A 22,239-nucleotide genomic window follows, 5' to 3' on the forward strand; every position below is an offset into this window, starting at 1 on the left:
CCCTAGCCTAATTTTTTTTTACAAATTTTCCTTCTTTCATTATCATATTCATATTGTCAGAATTTAAGTTTTTAATGTCTTCTAGAGGATTTTTATCCAAGACTAGTAAATCTGCAAATTTATTAGCTTCTACAGTTCCTGTCACGTCATCAATTCTTAGCATTTCTGCGCCGTTTTTTGTAGCAGCAACTATTACCTCCATTTCACTAAATCCGGCATTTTTAAGTGCGTACATTTCAGTAATCGCATATTTTCCATATGGAGTTAAGCTCGAACAAAATGAGTCAGAACCAACAGTTATCCTAATTCCCTTTTCTTTTGCGTTTCTTAGATTGTCAATTATGCGATTTAATTCTTTCTCTGCAGTTGTATTTCCCTCGTAATTATCCAGTATTTTTCTATAAGGAGGTTCATAAACAGTGAACCATTCGTAGAAGAACTGAAGTGTTGGGCAAAATGTTATGTCTTTTTCTTTCATGATCTGCAAACATTCTTCGTTTAATTCTTGACCATGTATGATCACATCTACACCGGCTTTTACAGAAAATAAGGCTCCCTCATATCCTTCTGCATGAGACCATACGGGTATTTCTACCATTTTACACTCATCTACAACTGCCTGGATTTCTTCCAATGTGTAGTGAGTGTATGCTTTTGCATCGTATTTCCAAATGCCACCTCCTGTAGACCATATCTTTATGGCATCAGGATTTTCTCTTAGGCGTTTTCTCACAGCTTTTCTCAACTCCCAAGGGCCATCGACTCTTTCTGCCCAGGGGTGAGATAAATTATTATATTCTAATGGGAGTCTATGGCTATCTCCATGCCCTGAAGTTCTACAAAAGCCAAGCCCAGTTGCGATTACTCTAGGACCTTCTATAATTCCTTGTTCTATCATATTTCTAATATGTATCCCAAATCTGGATATTTCTCCAACAGATGTTAAGCCATGAAGTAGAGCTTCTCTAGCTTGGCTTACTGCGACTACTGCCTTTTGTTCAACTGGCTCTAAGACCCATTCACTGTCATTGTCTGAGAGATTGCCACTGAAATGGAGATGAGTATCAATTAATCCCGGCATGATCACTTTATTAGTTATGTCTATAATTTCATAATCATCAGCAAATTCAACGAGTTTTCCAGCATAAATTATTTTTCCCCCATCAACTAACACAAGAGAATTATCTATGGGATTTTTACCACTGCCATCTATCAAGAGGCCACCTTTAAAAGCAAATTTACTCAAATTTATTACCTCCCATTTATTGTATAGTCACATTTAGATAGTATATTAAAAAGCGAATACTTTCAACAAAAAGAAGAAAAGCCAGAGGCTTTTCTTAAAGGGTATACCTGCTTAATTCTTTTTTTAAGAATAAAACTACTTCTTCTAGTTCTTTTATATTTTCAGTTAAATTCATTATTTCTGCAGAAAAATTACTTACATTTGCGCTCATTTCCTCTGATGTAGCGCTATTTTCTTCTGTAATTGCCGCAAGATTATTTATATTTTCAAAGACTTTATCGATTTTTTTAGTTTCTGATAGAAGCATTTCTGAAATATCTGAAATCATATCTTTAACCTCGTTTATCATATTTGAAGCTAATCTACTGTCTTTAACTACTCCAGCGACAGTTTGAGTCCCATTTTCAAGTTGAATGAATTGATCGTTGATCTTACTTACCATGCTGTTTACACTTTTTGTGAATTCGTTTAGGCTTGAGTTTATTGTATTAACAGCTCCTTTAGAGTTTTCAGCTAATTTTCTGATCTCCTCTGCAACAACACTAAAACCTCTGCCCATTTCTCCTGCTCTTGCGGCTTCAATGGAAGCATTTAAAGCTAAGAGATTTGTTTGTTCGGCAATACTTTCAACTGTGTTTACTATTTCAATAGTATTTTTTATATTTTTACTTAATTCTTGACCTTGCTTGTTGACATTTGAAAAATTATTTTTTACTTCCTCAAGATCAGAAGAAACTTTTTCAAGGTTTTCAAAAGAAGTCTCAATTTGGTCGACAGCTTTGCCTAGACTTTCCTTTCCATCTAATTGCATTTTGCTTATTTTATCTATCATGTCGATATTGTCAGAAAGTATGCTCACAGAATTTTCTGCCTCGTTTGCTTGATGAACTGCTCCGTCTGCTACTTCTTGAACTGCTTTAGATATTGAGTCTGAAACATCTCCTAAATTCTCTGCAACTTTAGAGAATTTTTCAATAAATGAATATAAATCATCCATGCCACCTTTAAAATAAGTGATTTCTTCTCTAAGTCTATTCTTAGATTCATTGACAGATTGAAATAACATTTCGTTGTAATCATTGGTGTGGACAATCAAATCTTCATCCAATTGAATTTCACCAAGCTTTTTAATTTCTTCTGGCAAATCTAAAGATGGCTTAATGATTGATTTAGATACAAATACTGTAGAAATCAATACAATAGCTGGAACACCAGAAAGAAGAACATAGTCATTGAAACCATTTAAAATTGCAATAAGTGCAAATGTCAATAGAGTTGGGTAAATAGCAATTTTTAGTGGTGCATATTTAATAAATGAGAGCGACAATATCTTTGATACCTTATAGGTTTTATGTTTCTTATTTCCCTTTTCGAAATGCAATTTCACTCTTACGATATGGACGCCGTCTTTATCTACTTCTCTATCTAAAACTTCGGATTCGATTTTTTCATTAAAAAATTCTCCAGTGCCCTCTATAAGACCTAAGAAATAATCAATTAAACCTCTTTTGGACTTATAAGTAAGTATTAAAGTTTTGTCATCAACATCTTCTGGAATGAGCCTTGGAGGGATTGCTCCTGGAATCATTTTAGTTAGTTGAGTATGCACTTTATCCATCAATGCTAGGAAACTCTTTGCAGAATTTTTTTCAAAATACGATGGAAACCAGTTATAAAAAGAATTTATATTATTTTGTCCAAGCACTCTCCACATTTCATTTGAACTCATGTTGTTTTCTTTCGCGAATGCACTCATAAGACTAAGTATTTTTTGATCATCTATCTCTTCCAGAGGAGTGATTAATTTATCTGGATTCCAGCCATTTTTCCTCATCACTTCATTTCTTTTTTCTTTGCCCATTATTTTTTCTATAGTGTTAAACCATATATTTACTACAGTACCTTTCATATTCACCATCCTCTTAGTGTTAGTATATTATTCCTGTTTATTCATATCGGCTAATTTATAAATTATTAAATGACAAGTTAAAATTTACCATTATTAAAAATTCCTTACAAATTCTAAAAGGGTTGAAATAGAACAAAAATTGTGATAAATTAAACAATTAAGATAAAGCGATAAGATTAAAATAATATTAGCATACAAATTAATAAAAATTAGATTCATAAGAAGTTCGATTAGGGAGTTTTTATATAGGTAAAGGAGGCGCTAAACTAAGATATGAGAAAAATAAAAATAATATCCATAGTTCTAGTAAATTTATTAATTGTGATCCTTTTAACATCTTGCATAAATTCAAATGATGAAGAAAATATACCAGATGAAGATAAAGAGGTAATAGAGAGTTTTTTAAATTCATATTTTGAACAATTTAATTATTCTGAAGAAGATTGGGAAAATTTAATTGAAAAATTAGATGCAGAAATGATTAGATTAGGTAAAGATGAAATAGATTTAGAAATGTTAAACAATTTAGATGATGATTCTTGGATGAAAACATGGGAAGAAACTTTAACAGTAGAAGAAATTGATAGATTAATTAAGAACAGATTATTACCAAATTTATATTTGAAAGAATATAAAGAAGTCCAATACAGTATTGAAGAACTTAAAAAAACCAATGATTCAGATTCATATTCAGCCAAGATAAAATTTACAAATGTAGATAATAAAAATGATGAAAAGGAAATATATATCTTATTAGATATGGTAGATACTGAGCAAGGGCGACGTATAAAATATGTTGATTTGGAAGAATTTAAAAACTTGTTTGATAAAAAATAACAAATAAGATATAACAATAGTAACTAAAAGTACAATATATGCTCTGAATTTAGGTGGAGTACACGGGTAATACCATTGTAAATCATAGGTAATGAAGAATCATAGGGGAAAAGTGGTATACCGACTTCATTCAATCTAGGTTGAGGTAAAGACTGTTCATTACGAGGATTCTCGATTAAGCTCAAGGCCCATGGGATGGAGTGAAATAGGAGCTGATGAAATGGCATGAATGCGAACATACAAAGCAAACGGGGGAAGCATAAGAGAATATTACACAAGCATTAGAACAAAAAAGATGAAATAAAAAAGAATTTTAGAATTAGATTTAAAGATGACTGATAGGGTACATAATTAATATAGGCTCAGATACAATGATATACTACCATATATATCAAGAAAAGAAGTAGATGATGGCACAAAGACATGTCAATAGTATCATATTTTTAATAATATACATTAGAAAATCTATTTTTTTAGATGAATAGACTTGTTTAAAATATGGATTGTAGGTTATTACAACATATAAATACAGGATTATTATTTAATATTAATTTAGAAAGTTATTATATAATTGTTTTCTAAATTAATTAATTGGTGATATTGAATTCATTAATTGTTTGATCAAACAATTAATGAGATATACCTATGCTAAAGAAATTACAATACATGTTCTGACAAAAAATATATTAGATTGATTAAGAGGAGAAAAGCTCTATAAAATGAAAGGATCTGATTCCAATGAAATTTAAAAGAGCATCGAGATGATTTAGTAAGTTGTATGTAAAAATATTTATTTATCATCTGTTTAACTTAATTATATCATAAGCATGTTAATATCTAAATTTAATAATATCTAGGAAATGAAAAGATATTTTGGATCAAAAGATACTGTAAAGTAGCTTATGAAAAAACAGAGTAAAAAAAATTAGACTCAAATAAGGAGGCTTATACTATGAAATTTTTCAAACAAACTATAATTATGTCGCTGTTGCTTGTTATTACATTTACTAATTTTGCTTTTGGGAATACAGGAGAATTAATTTCAAAAGATGAATATAGAAAAATAGAACTTAAAGAATTCAAAATTGATGAGACTAAAATGGAGTTTTTACCCATAAACTTAAATCATATTTCTAGCATGTATCCAACTGTTTATGATGCTTGTCCAGGGAGAGGAGATCATGAAATGCTAAGTAGTGGTTGGGGGAAATTAATTAGAGTAAATAATGATGGTTCAAGAGAAACTGTTTTCAATGGTGGTGCTGCTTGGCAATGCAAATGGTGTTATGAAGTATTAGTTACAGAGTATGATCCATTAGCAGTTGGAAAAGTAGGTTATTATTGTATGAGATATATGGGTAATGAAATTCCTCTTTATGGGCTTATTATGGAGGCTTCTCCTGAAAATATTAAATATACAAATGATTCAAAAGTTCCATATTGCAAGTTATTTTATAGGTAAAGGAGGCGCTAAACTAAGATATGAGAAAAATAAAAATAATATCCATAGTTCTAGTAAATTTATTAATTGTGATCCTTTTAACATCTTGCATAAATTCAAATGATGAAGAAAATATACCAGATGAAGATAAAGAGGTAATAGAGAGTTTTTTAAATTCATATTTTGAACAATTTAATTATTCTGAAGAAGATTGGGAAAATTTAATTGAAAAATTAGATGCAGAAATGATTAGATTAGGTAAAGATGAAATAGATCTAGAAATGTTAAACAATTTAGATGATGATTCTTGGATGAAAACATGGGAAGAAACTTTAACAGTAGAAGAAATTGATAGATTAATTAAGAACAGATTATTACCAAATTTATATTTGAAAGAATACAAAGAAGTCCAATACAGTATTGAAGAACTTAAAAAAACCAATGATTCAGATTCATATTCAGCCAAGATAAAATTTACAAATGTAGATAATAAAAATGATGAAAAGGAAATATATATCTTATTAGATATGGTAGATACTGAGCAAGGGCGACGTATAAAATATGTTGATTTGGAAGAATTTAAAAACTTGTTTGATAAAAAGTAACAAATAAGATATAACAATAGTAACTAAAAGTACAATAAAAGTACAATATATGTATGCTCTGATAAAAATGGATGATATTGCAAAGAGGACAAAAATCTCTATAAAATGAAAATGTGCAATACCAATAAAAATTAAAGAAAATTAAAGAAGTTAGAGGGATCATTTATTGTAGCTTGTATAACAAAATACTTATTTGTTCTCCGTTTGACTTAATTATATCATAGGGATATTAATAGCTAAAATAATAAGAGTTAAGAAATGAAAGTGATTAATTTATCTGGATTCCAGCCATTTTTCCTCATCACTTCATTTCTTTTTTCTTTGCCCATTTATTAAAAATTCCTTACAAATTCTAAAAGGGGTTGAAATAGAATAAAAATTGTGATAAATTAAACAATTAAGATACTTAAACAATTAAGATACGAAAAAAAAGGAGGAGAAAAATGAAAAAGAAAAAGATTGGCTTACTGCCAAGACTAATCATTGCAATTATCTTAGGTATTGTATTTGGGATGGTATTTCCAGAAACATTGGTTAGAGTACTAGCCACATTTAATGCAGTCTTTGGACAGTTCTTAGGCTTTGCAATCCCACTGATCATCATTGGGTTTATCGCCCCTGGGATTGGCGAATTAGGTAAAGGCGCAGGTAGGATCTTAGCAATTACCGCAATTTTAGCTTATGTCTCTACTATTTTTTCAGGAACGGTTGCTTACTTTGCAAACTCACTTATACTGCCTACTTTTTTAACAGATAGGACATTTGATGTAAGTGGTATAGGAGAAGAAACCATGGCCGCTTCTTTTATTGAAATGAACATTCCTCCTATTATGGAAGTAATGACAGCACTTATAATAGCTTTTACACTGGGGATAGGAATGGCTGCCATAGATTCAAAATACATAAAAGGATTTATGGATGAGTTTCAAAACATAGTGAGTAAATTGATATCGGAAATAATTATTCCACTTTTGCCTATTCACATCATGGGGATATTCGCAAATCTCACTTTTTCCGGACAGACAGCTATGATTTTAAGTGTTTTCTCTAGAGTATTCATATTAGTTATAGCTCTTCACATAATAATAATCATAATTCAATATAGCGTAGCAGGTACTACTGCAAAAGCAAATCCATTTAAGTTGATAAAAGGCATGTTACCTGCTTATTTTACAGCTATAGGCACTCAATCATCTGCAGCGACTATACCTGTAACTCTAGTGCAAACTAAGAAAAATGGAGTAAACGAAGGAGTCGCAGAGTTTGTAATTCCTCTATGTGCGACAATACATCTTTCTGGAAGTACTATTACACTAGTTAGCTGCTCTATGGCTATTATGATGTTAAATGATATACCTTTAAGCTTTGGCTCTTATTTTGGATTTATTTTAGCATTAGGGGTAACAATGGTTGCAGCTCCTGGAGTACCTGGTGGAGCAGTCATGGCGGCATTGGGAATTTTAGAGAGCATATTGGGATTTGATCAGACGATGCTTTCTCTTATGATAGCACTATATCTTGCACAAGATAGCTTTGGGACAGCTTGCAATGTTACAGGCGACGGAGCTATAGCAGTTATAGTAAATAAAATTTCAGGATTTAAATTAGAACCAAAAGAAAAATTAGTAGATATAGATATAGATTAGAAAAAATATAGACCATAATGGTCTATATTTTTTTAGTTGTGGGTATAAAATATCAAAAGGGAGGGGAATATATGAACATACGCAGAGCTTATCCGAAAGAAGCTGATATTTTAACAGATTTAGCTGTAGAATCAGAAGCTTATTGGGGTTATGATAAGAAATTTCTTGATACTTTTAAAGTAATATATAAAATAAGTGAAGACTACATCATAAATAACCCAACTTTTGTCTTAGAAGAAAATGATAAATTAATTGGATTTTACAGCATAATAGAAAGTGGAGAAGGTGTTGTTTTAGAGTATTTCTATATTGATCCCTCCTATATAAGAAAAGGGTACGGCAAAATACTTTGGGATCATTTAATAGAGTTTTGTAAAAACAGAGGGATTTTAGAATTAGATTTTGTTGCGTCTAATGAAGTTATGCCATTTTACGAAAAAATGGGTGCAATAAAAGTAGGGGAGACAAAATCATTAGTTGAAAAGGATAGGAGAATTAACAAATTGAAAATGGTAATTTCTTAGGAGGAGATAGCTTTGGGTAAATATGATTTTAAGTTAATATCTGATTCTGGGGAAGAAGTATCTTTAGAAGATTTCAGGGGTAAAAATGTCGTAGTTTATTTTTATCCAAAAGATAATACGCCTGGCTGAACGATTGAAGCAAACGGATTTAGGGATCTAAATCAAGAGTTTGAAAAACACAATACTGTTATTATCGGAATAAGTAGAGATTCTACAAAGTCGCATCAAAATTTCAAGAAAAAATACGATTTAAATTTTATGTTGTTGACTGATGAATCTGGAGAAGTTTTAGAAAAGTATGAAGTGTTAAAGAATAAAAAAATGTTTGGAAAAGAAGTTAAAAGCATAGAAAGAAGTACCTTTGTATTCAATAAATTTGGGGAACTAGTAAAGGAATTTAGAAATGTAAAACCTGGGCCACACCCAGAAGAAGTTTTGGAATACATTAAAGAAAATCTTACAAACTAGTTGTTTAAAAATATGTTGTAAGGGTAAATTCAATGTGTAACTATTAAATGTTTGGAGGGATATATATGACACAGTATCATGAACCAGTTGAAAAAATGGATGAAAAAACAATGAATATAACTAGAGCTTTGATGAGCTTAAAAGAGGAAATAGAAGCCGTTGATTGGTACAATCAAAGGGTATCTGCAAGTGAAGATGAGACATTAAGAGAAGTTTTAGCTCACAATAGAGATGAAGAGATTGAACATGCAGTTATGACTTTGGAATGGCTGAGAAGAAATATGGACGTGTGGGATGAAAACTTGAGAAAATACCTATTTACCACCGAAAATATTCTTGAGGTAGAAGAAAGCAGTTCCGAAACGAATGAAAAAGACAAAGATTTAGGAATAGGAGATATGAAATAGGAGGAGGATAATATGCTTAACAGGAATATGGCACCAATATCTGATAAAGTTTGGGAAGAAATAGATACAAGGGCTAAAGAAGTTTTGGGAAGTTACCTTACAGCTAGAAGAGTAGTTAGAGTTAATGGGCCAAAAGGTTTGGACTTCAATTCTTTAGGAGAAGGAAGATTAAAGGAAATAAAGGAAGCAGATGCGATTTTTTATTCAAACTACGATGTAAAACCACTTACAGAAGTTAGAGTGGAGTTCGAGTTAGATAGAAAAGAATTGGACAATATACTTCGAGGAGCAAAAGACCCAGATTTAACACCATTGGAAGAAGCAATGAAGAAACTGGCTCTATTTGAAGAAAAAGCTGTTTATTATGGGCTTGAAGATGTAGGAATTGAAGGATTAGCAAAAGCAGGTAAAAAGGCTATTCCATTAGGAAAAGATAGAGATTCAATAGTCAATGCTATAGCTAAGGGAGTAGCACAATTAAAAGAAGCTTATGTCAATAAACCATATTCACTTATAGTAGGAGAAGAAGAATATGTAAATATTATATTAAGTGACAAAGGATACCCATTAGAAAAGAAAATAACTGCACTAATAGAAGGAGATATAGTACTTGCAAAAGCAGTGAAAGGAGCTTTTCTAGTACCATTTGATTCAGAAGATTTAGAACTAACTATTGGACAAGATTTTGCAATAGGATTTTTAGATGCTGATAAAGATAAAGTTAAATTCTTTGCAACTGAATCATTTACATTTAGAGTATTAGACCCAAATATAGTAGTTAAATTTGAATAAAATTTTTTATTATACCCTATACAGGTATACCTGTATAGGGTATAATTTTATATATAAAAATTCCGGAGGTTTGGTCATGACAGAAATTACAAGTTATTCTGCTTTTTTTGCGGGTTTAGTGTCATTCTTTTCTCCTTGTCTCTTGCCTATGATACCAGCATATATTATGTATATCTCGGGACTCGGCGATATAGAAGGAGCAAATGATAGTAAGGCGATTGTATTGAAAAGAACTTTAGCTTTTATAGCAGGGTTTACAATTATTTTTATAATAATGGGATTGAGCGCCTCGTTTGTAGGACAAATATTTTCTCAGAATAGATCTTTATTTATGAAGTTAAGTGGAATTATAATAATTATTTTTGGGCTTAATTACATGGGGGTATTAAACTTCAGCTTTTTAAGCAAAGACAAAAGATTAAAAGCTCCGAAGAAAGTAAATGGCATGATTAGCTCAACTTTCATGGGAATGGCTTTTGCTGGTGGGTGGAGTCCTTGCTTTGGGCCGGTACTTGGCTCAATACTTTTTATGGCTTCGATGGATAGTTCAGTATTAAAAGGAGGAATTTTGCTGTTTATTTACTCTATTGGCATGGCAGTGCCATTTATATTAACTGCACTGTTTATATCGAAATTCACGCTTTTACTTTCAAAATATGAGAAAGCGCTAAAAGTAATTCCGTTAATAGGAGGAGGTATTTTAGTAGTCTTTGGAATATTGATATTTTTTGATAAGTTAGTTGTTTTATCCAGTTTATTATTATAGGAGGTTTATCATTTATGCAAAAGAAAACTATTATTATATTGGCAGTAATCATAGCGGTATCACTTATTGGAATTTGGATTTTGAATGATAATGAAGAAGTAGCTGAAGAGGGAGAAACAATATACACCCAAACTCCTGCAGACAATAATGAAGTTGAAAACCCAATAATTAACGATGAACCAGAATTAGAAGCAAAAGATCCAGCTATTGATTTTACATTGAAAGATTTGGAAGGAAATGATGTAAGTTTAAGTGATTTTGAAGGCAAAATAGTACTATTAAATTTTTGGGCAACATGGTGTAAGTTTTGTGACATTGAAATGCCAGATTTAGAAAAGCTATATACTGAAAATGAGGGAATTTTAGTATTGGGGGTAAATGTCGGTGAAGATATAGATTTAGTTAAGGAGTATGTTGATGAAAAAAATTTATCTTTTCCTATTGTCTTAGATGAGACAACTGAAATTGCAAGTGATTATCTTGTTTCAGGGTTGCCAACAACTTATTTTATAGATGAAAATGGAATGATTTACGGTGTGTTTCCTGGGATGATGACTTATGATATGATGACAGGATTTTTAGAAGATATGAAAGAACAATAAGATATTAGAAAGATTAGAATTGTTTGACAAGAGATTATCTAATTTATATAATATTGTTAACGATTTCATATCAAAAGAAGGGTGGAGTTATTTTTGAAAAATCCTGTTATAGAGGTTAACACAGAGATTGGCAGGCTTAGGCAGGTCATGTTGCATAGACCTGGGAGAGAACTAGAAAATTTAATGCCAGAATATCTGGAAAGGTTATTATTTGATGACATTCCATACTTAAAAATTGCTCAAAAAGAACATGATGAATTTGCTGAAATACTAAAATCTAAGAATGTAGAGGTTCTATACCTCGAAGACTTAGTTGTAGAATCCTTATCTGAAAAAGAAGTGTTAAATTCTTTTGTAGAAGAATTTTTATACGAAGCAGGAATAAAAGAAGAATTTAATATTATCGCACTAAAGGAGTATTTCTTATCTTTAGATAAAAAGGAAATGGTATTGCAGATGATGGCGGGAGTTAGGAAATCAGAAATTACCAATTTCGAAAAAGTTCATTTAGCAGAGTATTTAGAAAGCGACTATCCATTTTTAATCGATCCCATGCCAAATCTTTATTTTACTAGAGACCCGTTTGCGTGTGTAGGGGATAAAGTAACTATACACAGAATGAACACGCACACTAGAAATAGAGAAACTTTATTTGCTAAGTATATTTTTAACTATCACCCTAAATATGAAAAGATAGCCCACCTTTATGAAAGACAAGAGGAATTTTCAATTGAAGGTGGAGATATATTAGTTTTAAATGACAAAGTTTTAGCTGTCGGAATTTCACAAAGAACTGATCCAAATGCTATAGAAAAATTTGCGCTCAATTTATTTAAAACTGAAACAACTTTTGAAAAAATCATTGCTATAGATATTCCAAAACAAAGGACTTTTATGCATTTAGACACAGTGTTTACAATGGTGGATTATGACAAATTCGTCATACATCCAAATATAGAGCATACTATGAAATCTTTTGTTTTAGAGAAAAAAGACAAGAATAGTTTGAAAATAACCCCTCAAATAGGTACATTGAAAGAAATATTGGAATCAAATTTAAAAGTCAATGGAATAAAGCTAATTAAATGCGGTGGGGACAGTGTAGTAGATGCAGCTAGGGAACAGTGGAATGATGGTTCAAATACTCTTTGCATAGCACCTGGAGAAGTGATAGTATATTCTAGGAACTATGTGACAAATGACATACTTGACAAAGAAGGCATTAAGTTAAATATAATATCTAGCTCAGAACTGTCAAGGGGCAGAGGTGGCCCTAGGTGCATGAGCATGCCTTTTGTTAGAGAAAAAATATAAGGGGGAGAATAATATGGCAGTCAATTTGAAAGGTAGAAGTTTTTTAACACTTATGGATTTTACTCCAGAGGAAATCAGGTATTTATTGGATTTATCGCATGATTTAAAAGCTAAGAAAAGAGCAGGCATATACAACTATGTGTTGAGAGGAAAAAACATAGTATTGCTATTTGAAAAAACTTCAACAAGGACTAGATGTGCATTTGAAGTTGCAGCATTAGAAGAAGGAGCTCATGTTACTTTCTTAGATTCAGCAAGTTCTCAAATGGGCAAAAAAGAATCTCTTGAAGATACTGCTAAAGTATTGGGGAGATTTTATGACGGAATAGAGTATAGAGGATACAAACAAGAAGTTGTTGAAGACTTAGCTAAATACGCTGGAGTTCCTGTATGGAATGGACTGACTGATGTTGATCATCCAACTCAAATTTTAGCGGATTTATTGACCATTGAGGAACATGTGGCAAAACCTTTAAACAAAGTAAAATTAGTCTTTGCTGGTGATGTAAGAAACAATATGAGCTATGCTTGGATGTATGGGTGTGCTAAAATGGGTATGCACTTTGTAGCTATTGGACCAAAAGAATTGATAGATCAAGTTGATAAAGATGCGTTGAATAGGGCATTGGAAGTTGCAAAAGAAACCGGAGCAATCATTGAGTTGTCAGATGATATAAATTCAGTTAAAGGTGCTGATGTAATCTACACTGATGTATGGGCATCTATGGGAGAAGAAGCACAAATACCTGAAAGAGTAAGATTGTTGACTCCTTACAAAGTAACTATGGATATGATAAAATTGACAGGAAATGATGACTGCATATTCATGCATTGTTTGCCAAGCTTCCATGATTTTGAAACTAAAATGGCAAAAGATCAGATGGAACAAGGCTATGACATAAGAGAAGTCACTGATGAAGTGTTTAGAAGCAGACATTCGGTTGTTTTTGATGAAGCAGAAAACAGAATGCATACAATAAAAGCAGTAATCGTAGCGACAATAGGTTAGAGGAGGATTTAAGGTGAGACCAACAAGAGTAGTAGTAGCACTAGGAGGAAATGCATTAGAAGATAAATCAATGCCTTCAACCGCAGAGGCACAACTAGAAGTAGTTAAGAGAACAAGCGAATATATTGCAGATATATCTTTAGCAGGTTATGAGATTGCAGTTGTTCATGGAAATGGACCTCAAGTAGGAAGAATTTTACTTGCTACAGAAGCAGCAAAAGATGTGACTCCACCGATGCCTTTTGATGTTTGTGGCGCCATGAGTCAAGGTTATATTGGATATCATATACAACAAGCTTTGAAATTTGCTTTAAAGAAAAGAGGCAAAAACATACCAGTAGCAACGGTTATCACACAAGTTGTAGTAGATAAAGATGATGAAGCATTTAATAATCCAACTAAACCAATAGGACCATTCTATACAGAAGAAGAAGCTAAGAAATTAGCAGAAGAAAAAGGTTATGTAGTAAAAGAAGATGCTGGGAGAGGGTATAGAAGAGTTGTACCTTCACCACTTCCTAAAAAAATAGTTGAGATAGACACCATAAAAACGCTTTGGGATACAACTATTGCTGTAACCTGTGGTGGTGGTGGAATCCCAGTAATTGAAAAAGAAGATGGCTCTCTAGAAGGCGTAGCCGCAGTAATAGATAAGGACCTAGCAGCGCAAAGATTAGCTGAAGATATGGATGCTGATATACTTTTAATATTGACAGAAGTTGAAAAAGTGGCTATAAACTTCAACAAACCTGATCAAAAGAGCCTAGACCATATGAGTGTAGAAGAGGCACTTAAATACATGGAAGAAGGACACTTCGCACCTGGAAGCATGCTTCCTAAAGTAAAAGCGGCTGTAAACTTTGCAAAATCAAAACCAGGTAGAAAAGCAATCATAACTTCTCTTTACAAAGCAAAAGAAGCATTAGATGGAATATCGGGAACTGTAATAGAGATGTAAAATCGGGGGATTTTCCCCCGTTTTTTTATTATATTGAAATATTACTTATTTACTGATACAATTTTTACATAATATATAGAAAAGGGGAAAAAATATGAAGATAGGATTAGTTGGGTTAACTTCTGTTGGAAAGACATCACTTTTTAACCTATTGACAGGTTCAAATATAGAAGTATCTGGTTATGCAACAGGAAAAATCAATGCAAATATAGGTATAGCTAAGATACCAGATGAAAGGTTAAAGTTTTTGACTGAGCTTTATAAACCAAAAAAAACTACTCATGCTACAATTGAAGTAGTAGATGTTCCTGGATTAGTTAAGGGATCATCAAGCGGTAAAGGAGCAGGTAATCTATTTTTAGATAATGTAAGAAAGACAGACTTACTCGTGCACGTTGTCAGAGCATTTGAAGATGACAATGTAATACATGTTGAAGGGGATATTGACCCCATGAGAGATGTGGAGACTTTGAATTTAGAGTTACTTTTTTCTGACCTGCAAGTAATAGAAAATAGAATAGAAAGAATTGAAAATTCTAAAAAAGTAACAAAAGAAAACTTACTAGAGCTAGAAGTTTTAAAGAAATGCAGAGAATGTTTAGAGAATGGATTATTACTTAACAATCTCGATTTAAGTGACGAAGAGAAAGATGTCTTAAAAACTTTTTCATTTCTCTCACAGCAACCTATGATATTTGTAGTAAATATTGATGAAAATCAACTGGCAAATAAAACTTACCCTAAAAAAGATGAACTTTATGAATACGCCAAAGCCTCAAATACACCAATCATAGAGATATCGGTAAAAACTGAACTTGAACTTAGGGAGCTAGATGAGAAAGACAGAGAAATATTCATGGAAGATTTAAATATAAAAGAATCAGGTATAGATTTACTTTCAAAGACGGCTTATGATTATTTAGGACTTATTTCTTTCTTGACAGCAGGAGAAGATGAGGTTAGAGCTTGGCCTATTAGAAAAGGAATCACAGCAAAAGAAGCTGCAGGCAAAATTCACTCCGACATAGAAAAGGGCTTCATAAGAGCCGAAGTCTGTAAATTTAAAGATTTAAAAGAACATAAAAGCATGACTAAATTAAAAGAGCTAGGACTACTAACTTTGGAAGGGAAAGAATACATTGTACAAGATGGAGATATAATCAATTTTAGATTTAATGTATAGGAGAGTTGAAACTCTCCTTTTAAATATAATAGAGAGGTAATGAAATATGACAAGCGAAATAAACTATTGTGAGCCAATTATTGTTGAAAATGATAGAAAGGCTTTAAAGGAAATTGAAAGGAGCATAATAAAGACTTACAGAAAACCAATTTGGTCCAAATTCATAAAAGCAATCAAGGAATATGACCTTATAAAAGACAATGATAAGATTGCAGTAGCTATATCTGGAGGCAAAGATAGCCTTTTAATGGCGAAACTATTTCAAGAATTAAAAAAATACGGAAAAAATAATTTTGAAGTTGAATTTATAGTGATGGATCCGGGGTATCATAAGGATATCCGCAAACTCCTTGAAGAAAACCTAGATTATTTACAAATTCCTGCACATATATTCGATGCAAATATATTTGAGGTAGCTGATAGAATTGCTGGAGAATACCCTTGCTATATGTGCGCGAGAATGAGAAGGGGAGCTCTTTATGGTAAGGCCAAAGAACTAGGCTGCAACAAATTAGCATTGGGGCATCACTTTAACGACGTCATAGAAACTACAATGCTCAATTTATTATATGCGGGTAGCTTTAAAACTATGATGCCTAAATTAAAGTCCCAAAACTACGAAGGGTTAGAGCTGATTAGACCGTTGTATTTAATAGAAGAAAAATACATTGAAAGATTTATAAAATCAAGTGGAATTTGGCCACTTAATTGTGCTTGTATGGTGGCAGCTAAAAAAATTGGGAATAAGAGATATGAAATAAAAGCATTGATAGATAAGTTAAAAGAATCAAATGAAAATGTAGAAATGTCGATTTTTAGGGCTGCTCAAAATGTCAACCTTGATCAAGTTTTAGGATATGAGAAAAAAGGAATAAAAAATTCATTCTTAGATGAGTACTAGAAGGAGATGATTTGATGAGATTGGTATCATGGAATGTAAATGGATTGAGAGCAATTATGAAAAAAGGATTTATAGAATCAGTAAAAAAAATTAATCCTGATGTATTATGCCTTCAAGAGACAAAAATGCAAGAAGGTCAAATCGACTTAGATGTCGATCTTGAAGAATACGAAAAGTATTTTAATTCTGCTCAAAAAAAGGGATACTCTGGCACTGCGATATTTAGCAAAGTAAAACCTATAAATGTCACCTATGGAATGGACAAGGAAGAACACGATAAAGAAGGCAGGATAATTACAGTAGAATACGATGACTTTTATTTAGTCAATGTATATACGCCAAACTCTAAAACTGAATTAGAAAGACTTGAATACAGGATGATATGGGAAGATGAGTTCAGGTATTATTTAAAGGAATTAGAAAAGACTAAACCAGTAATCGTCTGTGGGGATTTAAACGTTGCTCATAAAGAGATAGATTTAAAAAATCCAAGTTCTAACCGAAAAAGCGCGGGGTTTACAGACGAAGAAAGAAATAAATTTACTGAGTTATTAGATGCTGGATTTATTGATACGTTTAGATACTTTTATCCTGACAAAGAAGGGGCATACACTTGGTGGAGTTATCTAACTAAAGCAAGGGAAAGAAATGCAGGATGGAGAATCGATTATTTTCTAGTATCAGAGAGTTTAAAAGATAGACTTGTAGACGCTAAAATTCATTCTGACATATATGGTTCTGACCATTGCCCAGTTGAGTTGGAGATAAAGTGATTTTAGAAACAATCCATTAATTTATCATATAGTTTTCACAAACAAGATATACAATATAATCACAAATGGAGGGATGAGTTATGAACGATGATGAGTACAAAGATGAAAATCAAGAAGAAATAGAAAATCAAGAAGAAATTTTTGAAAGTAATAGTAAATCTGAAGAAGCAAAAGAAGAGATGAAAGAAGATGAACCAAAGAAGAAAGATTTAAATAACTCTAACAATGAAGCAATCGCAAACATGACTTTTAGATGGAAATCGTTGATAGTAGTTGTTTTGATCATTTCATTATTGAGTGGCTTAGCAGGTTCATACATTGGCATTAGAATATTTGCTTCAAATATCAATACAAACACAAACAACACACAAGAAATTGTCATAAACCCTAATGATAGCTATACCACAGTTTCTGCAGTGGTACAAAAGAGCATGAGCTCAGTTGTAGGGATAACAACTGTGGAAATAAAAGATTATTTATATACTCAACAGCTAGTTAGTGGTGTAGGTTCAGGTGTCATTGTAAATTCTGACGGATATATTCTAACTAATTCCCATGTAATATCTGACGGCAATGCAAGAGAAATCCAAGTTTTATTTGAAGATGGAGAAAAGTTAGATGCTAAAGTAGTTTGGGTTGATAGCTATATGGATCTAGCCATCATAAAAGTAAACAGGACCAATTTACCTGTAGCAGTTTTAGGGGATTCAGATTCATTGGTTGTAGGAGAATTGGCGATAGCTATTGGAAATCCTCTAGGGCTTGAATTCCAAAGGACTGTAACGAGTGGTATCATCTCAGGACTAAATAGATCTGTTCAAGTTGACAACAATGTAGTAATGGAAAATCTAATACAAACTGACGCCTCAATAAACCCAGGAAATAGTGGAGGGCCTTTGTTAAATGCAAAAGGTGAAGTGGTTGGTATAAATACAGCAAAGATATCTTCAGCAGAAGGGCTTGGATTTGCAATACCAATAAATACAATAAAGCCAATAATAGACGAAGTTTTAAAGACTGGAACCTATCAAAAAGTGTATTTGGGTATAAAGGGAGTCTCAGTTGAAGAATATGAGATTGGATTGGGCATAGATTTGGAAGCTGACAACGGAGTTGTCGTATTGGAAGTTCAAGCAAATAGTCCCGCAAGCAAAGCAGGATTACAAACAGGAGATATCATAACAAAATTAGATGATAGAGAGATAGAAGATATGAATGACTTAAGAAATGGCCTCTACTCATATAAAGTAAATGACAAAGTAATACTTGAGATCATCAGAAATGGAGAAGAAAAAACATTAGAGGTGACATTGGAAGCATCGAGATAATTAAATGCGGCAGTTTAAACATGCCGCATTTTTTGCTAGTATTTTTTTACAAATCTGATATAATAATATTTAGATTATCGAAATAAGAGGGGTGTTAAAATGGTAAAAGCATTGCCTAAAAGAAATGAAGTTGATGTAAATCTGACATGGGATCTGACTAGCCTATTTAAAACAGAAAAAGCTTTTAACGAAGCATTGGATAAGACTAAAAAACATGCAGAGAAAATAATCAGGGACTATAAAGGAAAACTTAAAACACCAGAAGACATAAATCTATGCCTAGATGAATACAGAGAATTTGAAATGCTTTTCACATGGCTTGCGACATATGCATCATTAAAAGTGAGTGAAGACCAGACGAATATGGACAATCAAGCCCTATACTCTAAAGTTATGACAACTTTTACCAAAATACTTGCAGAGATTGACTTCATTGAGGAAGAAATTTCAAATTTACCAAAAGAGATAATAGAACAAGCAATCAGTCAGTCAGCAGATAACTTTGGATTTCTCAAAAATATACTAAGAAAGAAACCACATAGATTGCATAAAGAAGCAGAAAGAGTATTAATAAGTTTAAGCAATAGTTTAGAAGCGCCAGAAAATATATACAACATGGCAAAATTAGCAGATATGAAGTTTGGCGAGTTTGAAGTTGATGGGAAAAAGTATCCTTTGAGCTTTGTATTGTTTGAAGGCGAATGGGAATATGAGAAAGATACAAAAATAAGAAGGAAAGCATTTGAAGTTTTTTCCAATAAATTAAGAGAATATCAGTATACAATAGGAGCAGCCTACAACACTCATGTGCAAACAGAAAAGACGATTTCTGAGCTCAGAGGATTTGAATCAGTCATAGATAGCCTGTTATTTCCTCAAGAAGTAGAAAGAGAGCTATACGATAGACAAATAGATTTAATAATGGAAAATCTAGCACCCCACATGAGAAAGTATGCAAGATTATTAAAGAAGATATATTCTTTAGATGAAATGACGTTTGCAGATTTAAAAATTGATGTAGATCCAGATTTTGAACCTAAGATAAGTGTAAAAGAAGCAAAAGAATATATATTAGGAGCTTTAGGTATTTTAGGAGAAGACTATGTAGAGATGCTAAATAGAGCATTTGACGAAAGATGGATAGACTTTGTTCAAAATCAAGGGAAATCAACAGGTGCATTCTGTTCGTCACCTTATGGATCACATCCATATATACTCATATCATGGACAGAGAGAATGAGAGAAGCTTTTGTGTTAGCTCATGAACTTGGACATGCAGGTCATTTTACTTTAGCGCATAAAAACCAAAGCATATTTAATTCAAGACCTTCACTTTATTTTATTGAGTCACCATCGACGATGAATGAAATGCTAATGGCAAATTATCTGATGAAAAACACTGCAGACAAGAGGATGAAACGATGGGTAATATCAACAATCATAGCTAGGACTTATTATCACAATTTTGTAACTCATCTATTAGAGGCTCATTATCAAAGAGAAGTTTACAAGCTAATTGACAATGGAGAAAGTGTAAATGCAGAAATATTAAATCAATTAAAGCGACAAACCTTAGAGAAATTCTGGGGAGATGATGTTATAATAAATGAAGGCGCAGAGCTCACATGGATGAGACAACCTCACTATTACATGGGACTTTATCCTTACACATATTCAGCCGGTCTTACTATAGCTACACAAGTAAGCCAAAGGATTTTAAGAGAAGGAGAAAGTGCAGTAGAGGATTGGAAAAATGTGCTAAAATCAGGTGGAACAAAGACTCCAGTTGAATTAGCTCAAATGGCAAAAGTAGATATCACAACTGAAGAACCTCTATTAAACACAATAGAGTATATTGGAAGCTTAATAGATGAGATTATAGAATTGACTGAAGAAATAGATAATGAATAATAAGGGGGGCTTAAAGCCTCCCTAAATTCTTCTTATTACACTTATCTTTAACTTTCCGTTTTCATAATTTACATTTCCCTCATCAACCAAGGAATCAAGTAAATTTAATTCAAAAGAATAGTCACTCCCCAACAATTTATAATAGTATTCCTCTGTGTCATCCCTCCGAGGCGTATTTAAAAAAACTTGAAGTTCTTTAATAACCGTCTCATCTATGTTTTCAATATAACCTTCGAGATTTATTATATTCATTTTATCAGACTTTTTAAAATCGATAATTATATCATCACACTTATAGAATAGATAAATTTTCAACAATTCATTCATTACTCTAATCATTATTGAATCATTTTTATTCATTGAACTTATCCTCTCTAAAAGAAGTTATTATGGGAACTAAAAATGCTGCTATAAACCCTCCAGAAAATCCGTTGTTATATAGATTTAGACCTGCATGGAGGTATGACAGATTGGAAACCAAAGCTGCATGTAAACCACCTGCTAATAAACCTACGAAAAACCCAAATTCTCCTGTTAAAGGAGCTAAAGTGGTTGAAAAAAATACTGTTAAGATAGAGTTTATATCGGATAAGTCACTGCCCGTTATTTTTAATATAATGATAGCTCCCAACATAACAGGTAGTACATTTTTTGGATGTTTCCCAAAAGATCCAAAACCCATTACGGTAAATATCGCTGCAATGGTAGGGCCATTTAAATTTGCACCTATTATTTCAATATAAATTAAACAGATTAATCCAAGAATGCCCATGTTAAAAATAGCCATATCAAATCCATCTAAGCTTATGAAATCAGTAACTAATCTTCCAGAACGCTTGATTAGATTTTTATACCTATGGATATCTAGCTTTGTTATAATGAGTTTAAACGCTATCATGCTAATTGATATGAAGTATATCAATACTTTTATTTTACTATCAGGCCCTTGATATACTACGAATATCGGTTCTAATGGCCTGTCGAATATTCTAAACAGTGAAGCAATTATCATACCAATGATTCCAGAGGTAAAACCAACATTGTAAAGACTATAGCCTTGGTGAAATCGTACAAAACTATTTGCCAATGGTGGCATTATAAATCCAACTAATAAACCAGATACTGCAGCAAAGATATAATTAAAAGGAAATATCAACTCGCTGCCAAAGCCAACACGAGTCACTAAAGGGCTAAGTGCAGTACTAAAGAAAGCAATTACTGTAAATTTAGCAAATTTTTCTTTCTTTATTTTACTATAAATAAATACTCCTAAAATTATTGCTAGCACATTGATAATGTTTTTGCCAAACATTGAAAAACCTGTAACAGTGAATATTGCAGATATAACAGGGCCGTTAGGATCTATATCTTGAACTTTCACAATTATCAACAAAATGAGCATAACTATGCTGCTGTTTAATAATGCTGCACCAATGTTTGCCACTTCGAAATAATCAACTATTAATACGTCGGGATGCTCTATAATGGTTTTTAATCCGCTAAATATTTGATTTGGTGTATTGAACATAAATGCAGACGAAAACAGTAATATACAGTAAAAAAACAAAATAAAATATTTTATATGTTTTTCATTCTTTTTATAGAATAAAGTTTGCATC

The 22,239-nt window shown here is 32.1% G+C and carries 22 protein-coding genes; 18 read left to right on the forward strand and 4 right to left on the reverse strand.

The genetic code is table 11. The annotated features are described in order from the left end of the window. Nucleotides 1-7: 7 nt before the first annotated feature. Nucleotides 8-1,246: a metal-dependent hydrolase family protein gene (locus E4100_RS01815; RefSeq protein ID WP_135270274.1), complete on the reverse strand. Its 1,239-nt coding sequence runs from the start codon at nucleotides 1,244-1,246 to the stop codon at nucleotides 8-10. 94 nt (nucleotides 1,247-1,340) lie between these two features. Beyond that, a complete protein-coding gene (locus E4100_RS01820) occupies nucleotides 1,341-3,155 on the reverse strand; it encodes a heme NO-binding domain-containing protein (RefSeq protein WP_167792045.1) in 1,815 nt (604 codons plus the stop codon). A gap of 273 nt (nucleotides 3,156-3,428) precedes the next feature. Here E4100_RS01820 and E4100_RS01825 point away from each other — a divergent pair, with 273 nt between their 5' ends. The 18 genes from E4100_RS01825 to pepF all read left to right on the forward strand — a co-directional run bounded on the left by E4100_RS01825 (nucleotide 3,429) and on the right by pepF (nucleotide 20,620). After that, nucleotides 3,429-3,992, forward strand: a complete 564-nt coding sequence (locus tag E4100_RS01825; RefSeq protein WP_135270278.1) for a hypothetical protein — start codon at nucleotides 3,429-3,431, stop codon at nucleotides 3,990-3,992. 952 nt (nucleotides 3,993-4,944) lie between these two features. Further along, nucleotides 4,945-5,454, forward strand: a complete 510-nt coding sequence (locus E4100_RS01830; protein ID WP_135270280.1) for a hypothetical protein — start codon at nucleotides 4,945-4,947, stop codon at nucleotides 5,452-5,454. A gap of 20 nt (nucleotides 5,455-5,474) precedes the next feature. After that, nucleotides 5,475-6,038: a hypothetical protein gene (locus tag E4100_RS01835; protein WP_135270278.1), complete on the forward strand. Its 564-nt coding sequence runs from the start codon at nucleotides 5,475-5,477 to the stop codon at nucleotides 6,036-6,038. A gap of 443 nt (nucleotides 6,039-6,481) precedes the next feature. Continuing rightward, the gene (locus tag E4100_RS01840; protein ID WP_135270281.1) at nucleotides 6,482-7,684 is read left to right on the forward strand and encodes a dicarboxylate/amino acid:cation symporter; all 1,203 of its coding nucleotides are present in this window, start codon (nucleotides 6,482-6,484) and stop codon (nucleotides 7,682-7,684) included. Between the two features lie 71 nt (nucleotides 7,685-7,755). Then, nucleotides 7,756-8,208, forward strand: coding sequence for a GNAT family N-acetyltransferase (locus E4100_RS01845; RefSeq protein WP_135270283.1), 453 nt, complete (start codon nucleotides 7,756-7,758; stop codon nucleotides 8,206-8,208). Between the two features lie 12 nt (nucleotides 8,209-8,220). Continuing rightward, on the forward strand, nucleotides 8,221-8,676 hold the full coding sequence (locus E4100_RS01850; protein WP_209315222.1) for a peroxiredoxin: 456 nt from the start codon (nucleotides 8,221-8,223) through the stop codon (nucleotides 8,674-8,676). A 65-nt stretch (nucleotides 8,677-8,741) separates the two neighbouring features. Continuing rightward, a complete protein-coding gene (locus E4100_RS01855) occupies nucleotides 8,742-9,083 on the forward strand; it encodes an encapsulin-associated ferritin-like protein (protein ID WP_135270286.1) in 342 nt (113 codons plus the stop codon). Nucleotides 9,084-9,095: 12 nt separating this feature from the next. Next, complete coding sequence (locus E4100_RS01860) at nucleotides 9,096-9,875, forward strand: family 1 encapsulin nanocompartment shell protein (protein ID WP_135270288.1); 780 nt, start codon at nucleotides 9,096-9,098, stop codon at nucleotides 9,873-9,875. Between the two features lie 76 nt (nucleotides 9,876-9,951). After that, entirely contained in the window at nucleotides 9,952-10,641 is a 690-nt protein-coding gene (locus E4100_RS01865) for a cytochrome c biogenesis CcdA family protein (protein WP_135270290.1), read from the forward strand. A gap of 14 nt (nucleotides 10,642-10,655) precedes the next feature. Beyond that, a complete protein-coding gene (locus E4100_RS01870; protein ID WP_135270292.1) occupies nucleotides 10,656-11,243 on the forward strand; it encodes a TlpA family protein disulfide reductase in 588 nt (195 codons plus the stop codon). Nucleotides 11,244-11,336: 93 nt separating this feature from the next. Next, nucleotides 11,337-12,557 (forward strand): arginine deiminase, encoded by a 1,221-nt coding sequence (arcA, locus tag E4100_RS01875; protein ID WP_209315224.1) that lies wholly within the window; start codon nucleotides 11,337-11,339, stop codon nucleotides 12,555-12,557. A 13-nt stretch (nucleotides 12,558-12,570) separates the two neighbouring features. Beyond that, a complete protein-coding gene (gene argF / locus E4100_RS01880) occupies nucleotides 12,571-13,566 on the forward strand; it encodes an ornithine carbamoyltransferase (RefSeq protein WP_135270294.1) in 996 nt (331 codons plus the stop codon). A gap of 13 nt (nucleotides 13,567-13,579) precedes the next feature. Next, on the forward strand, nucleotides 13,580-14,524 hold the full coding sequence (arcC, locus tag E4100_RS01885; RefSeq protein ID WP_135270296.1) for a carbamate kinase: 945 nt from the start codon (nucleotides 13,580-13,582) through the stop codon (nucleotides 14,522-14,524). 94 nt (nucleotides 14,525-14,618) lie between these two features. Further along, entirely contained in the window at nucleotides 14,619-15,707 is a 1,089-nt protein-coding gene (gene ychF / locus E4100_RS01890) for a redox-regulated ATPase YchF (protein WP_135270298.1), read from the forward strand. 46 nt (nucleotides 15,708-15,753) lie between these two features. Beyond that, nucleotides 15,754-16,608 carry a tRNA 2-thiocytidine biosynthesis TtcA family protein gene (locus E4100_RS01895; RefSeq protein ID WP_135270300.1) on the forward strand — a complete coding sequence of 285 codons (855 nt, stop codon included), beginning with the start codon at nucleotides 15,754-15,756 and terminating at the stop codon, nucleotides 16,606-16,608. A 14-nt stretch (nucleotides 16,609-16,622) separates the two neighbouring features. Then, entirely contained in the window at nucleotides 16,623-17,381 is a 759-nt protein-coding gene (locus E4100_RS01900) for an exodeoxyribonuclease III (protein WP_135270302.1), read from the forward strand. Nucleotides 17,382-17,461: 80 nt separating this feature from the next. Further along, on the forward strand, nucleotides 17,462-18,709 hold the full coding sequence (gene htrA, locus E4100_RS01905; protein ID WP_245196341.1) for a serine protease HtrA: 1,248 nt from the start codon (nucleotides 17,462-17,464) through the stop codon (nucleotides 18,707-18,709). A 99-nt stretch (nucleotides 18,710-18,808) separates the two neighbouring features. After that, nucleotides 18,809-20,620 (forward strand): oligoendopeptidase F, encoded by a 1,812-nt coding sequence (pepF, locus tag E4100_RS01910; protein WP_135270304.1) that lies wholly within the window; start codon nucleotides 18,809-18,811, stop codon nucleotides 20,618-20,620. A 21-nt stretch (nucleotides 20,621-20,641) separates the two neighbouring features. Here the strand turns inward: pepF and E4100_RS01915 are convergent, their stop codons facing one another. Both E4100_RS01915 and E4100_RS01920 read right to left on the reverse strand, forming a co-directional pair. After that, the gene (locus tag E4100_RS01915; protein ID WP_135270306.1) at nucleotides 20,642-20,980 is read right to left on the reverse strand and encodes a hypothetical protein; all 339 of its coding nucleotides are present in this window, start codon (nucleotides 20,978-20,980) and stop codon (nucleotides 20,642-20,644) included. Next, entirely contained in the window at nucleotides 20,973-22,238 is a 1,266-nt protein-coding gene (locus E4100_RS01920) for a DUF1576 domain-containing protein (protein ID WP_135270308.1), read from the reverse strand. Before E4100_RS01920 ends, E4100_RS01915 begins: the two co-directional genes overlap by 8 nt. Nucleotide 22,239: the final 1 nt, after the last annotated feature.

It is taken from the genome of Soehngenia longivitae (assembly GCF_004684055.1).
Lineage (GTDB): Bacteria > Bacillota > Clostridia > Tissierellales > Tissierellaceae > Soehngenia > Soehngenia longivitae.

Excerpts from the sequence above, each read along its gene's own strand:
- E4100_RS01820 (WP_167792045.1), bottom strand. The coding sequence starts at position 3,155 with ATGAAAGGTACTGTAGTAAATATATGGTTTAACACTATAGAAAAAATA.
- E4100_RS01825 (WP_135270278.1), top strand. The coding sequence starts at position 3,429 with ATGAGAAAAATAAAAATAATATCCATAGTTCTAGTAAATTTATTAATT.
- E4100_RS01830 (WP_135270280.1), top strand. The coding sequence starts at position 4,945 with ATGAAATTTTTCAAACAAACTATAATTATGTCGCTGTTGCTTGTTATT.
- E4100_RS01835 (WP_135270278.1), top strand. The coding sequence starts at position 5,475 with ATGAGAAAAATAAAAATAATATCCATAGTTCTAGTAAATTTATTAATT.
- E4100_RS01840 (WP_135270281.1), top strand. The coding sequence starts at position 6,482 with ATGAAAAAGAAAAAGATTGGCTTACTGCCAAGACTAATCATTGCAATT.
- E4100_RS01845 (WP_135270283.1), top strand. The coding sequence starts at position 7,756 with ATGAACATACGCAGAGCTTATCCGAAAGAAGCTGATATTTTAACAGAT.
- E4100_RS01855 (WP_135270286.1), top strand. The coding sequence starts at position 8,742 with ATGACACAGTATCATGAACCAGTTGAAAAAATGGATGAAAAAACAATG.
- E4100_RS01860 (WP_135270288.1), top strand. The coding sequence starts at position 9,096 with ATGCTTAACAGGAATATGGCACCAATATCTGATAAAGTTTGGGAAGAA.
- E4100_RS01865 (WP_135270290.1), top strand. The coding sequence starts at position 9,952 with ATGACAGAAATTACAAGTTATTCTGCTTTTTTTGCGGGTTTAGTGTCA.
- E4100_RS01870 (WP_135270292.1), top strand. The coding sequence starts at position 10,656 with ATGCAAAAGAAAACTATTATTATATTGGCAGTAATCATAGCGGTATCA.
- argF (WP_135270294.1), top strand. The coding sequence starts at position 12,571 with ATGGCAGTCAATTTGAAAGGTAGAAGTTTTTTAACACTTATGGATTTT.
- ychF (WP_135270298.1), top strand. The coding sequence starts at position 14,619 with ATGAAGATAGGATTAGTTGGGTTAACTTCTGTTGGAAAGACATCACTT.
- E4100_RS01895 (WP_135270300.1), top strand. The coding sequence starts at position 15,754 with ATGACAAGCGAAATAAACTATTGTGAGCCAATTATTGTTGAAAATGAT.
- E4100_RS01900 (WP_135270302.1), top strand. The coding sequence starts at position 16,623 with ATGAGATTGGTATCATGGAATGTAAATGGATTGAGAGCAATTATGAAA.
- htrA (WP_245196341.1), top strand. The coding sequence starts at position 17,462 with ATGAACGATGATGAGTACAAAGATGAAAATCAAGAAGAAATAGAAAAT.
- pepF (WP_135270304.1), top strand. The coding sequence starts at position 18,809 with ATGGTAAAAGCATTGCCTAAAAGAAATGAAGTTGATGTAAATCTGACA.
- E4100_RS01915 (WP_135270306.1), bottom strand. The coding sequence starts at position 20,980 with ATGAATAAAAATGATTCAATAATGATTAGAGTAATGAATGAATTGTTG.
- E4100_RS01920 (WP_135270308.1), bottom strand. The coding sequence starts at position 22,238 with ATGCAAACTTTATTCTATAAAAAGAATGAAAAACATATAAAATATTTT.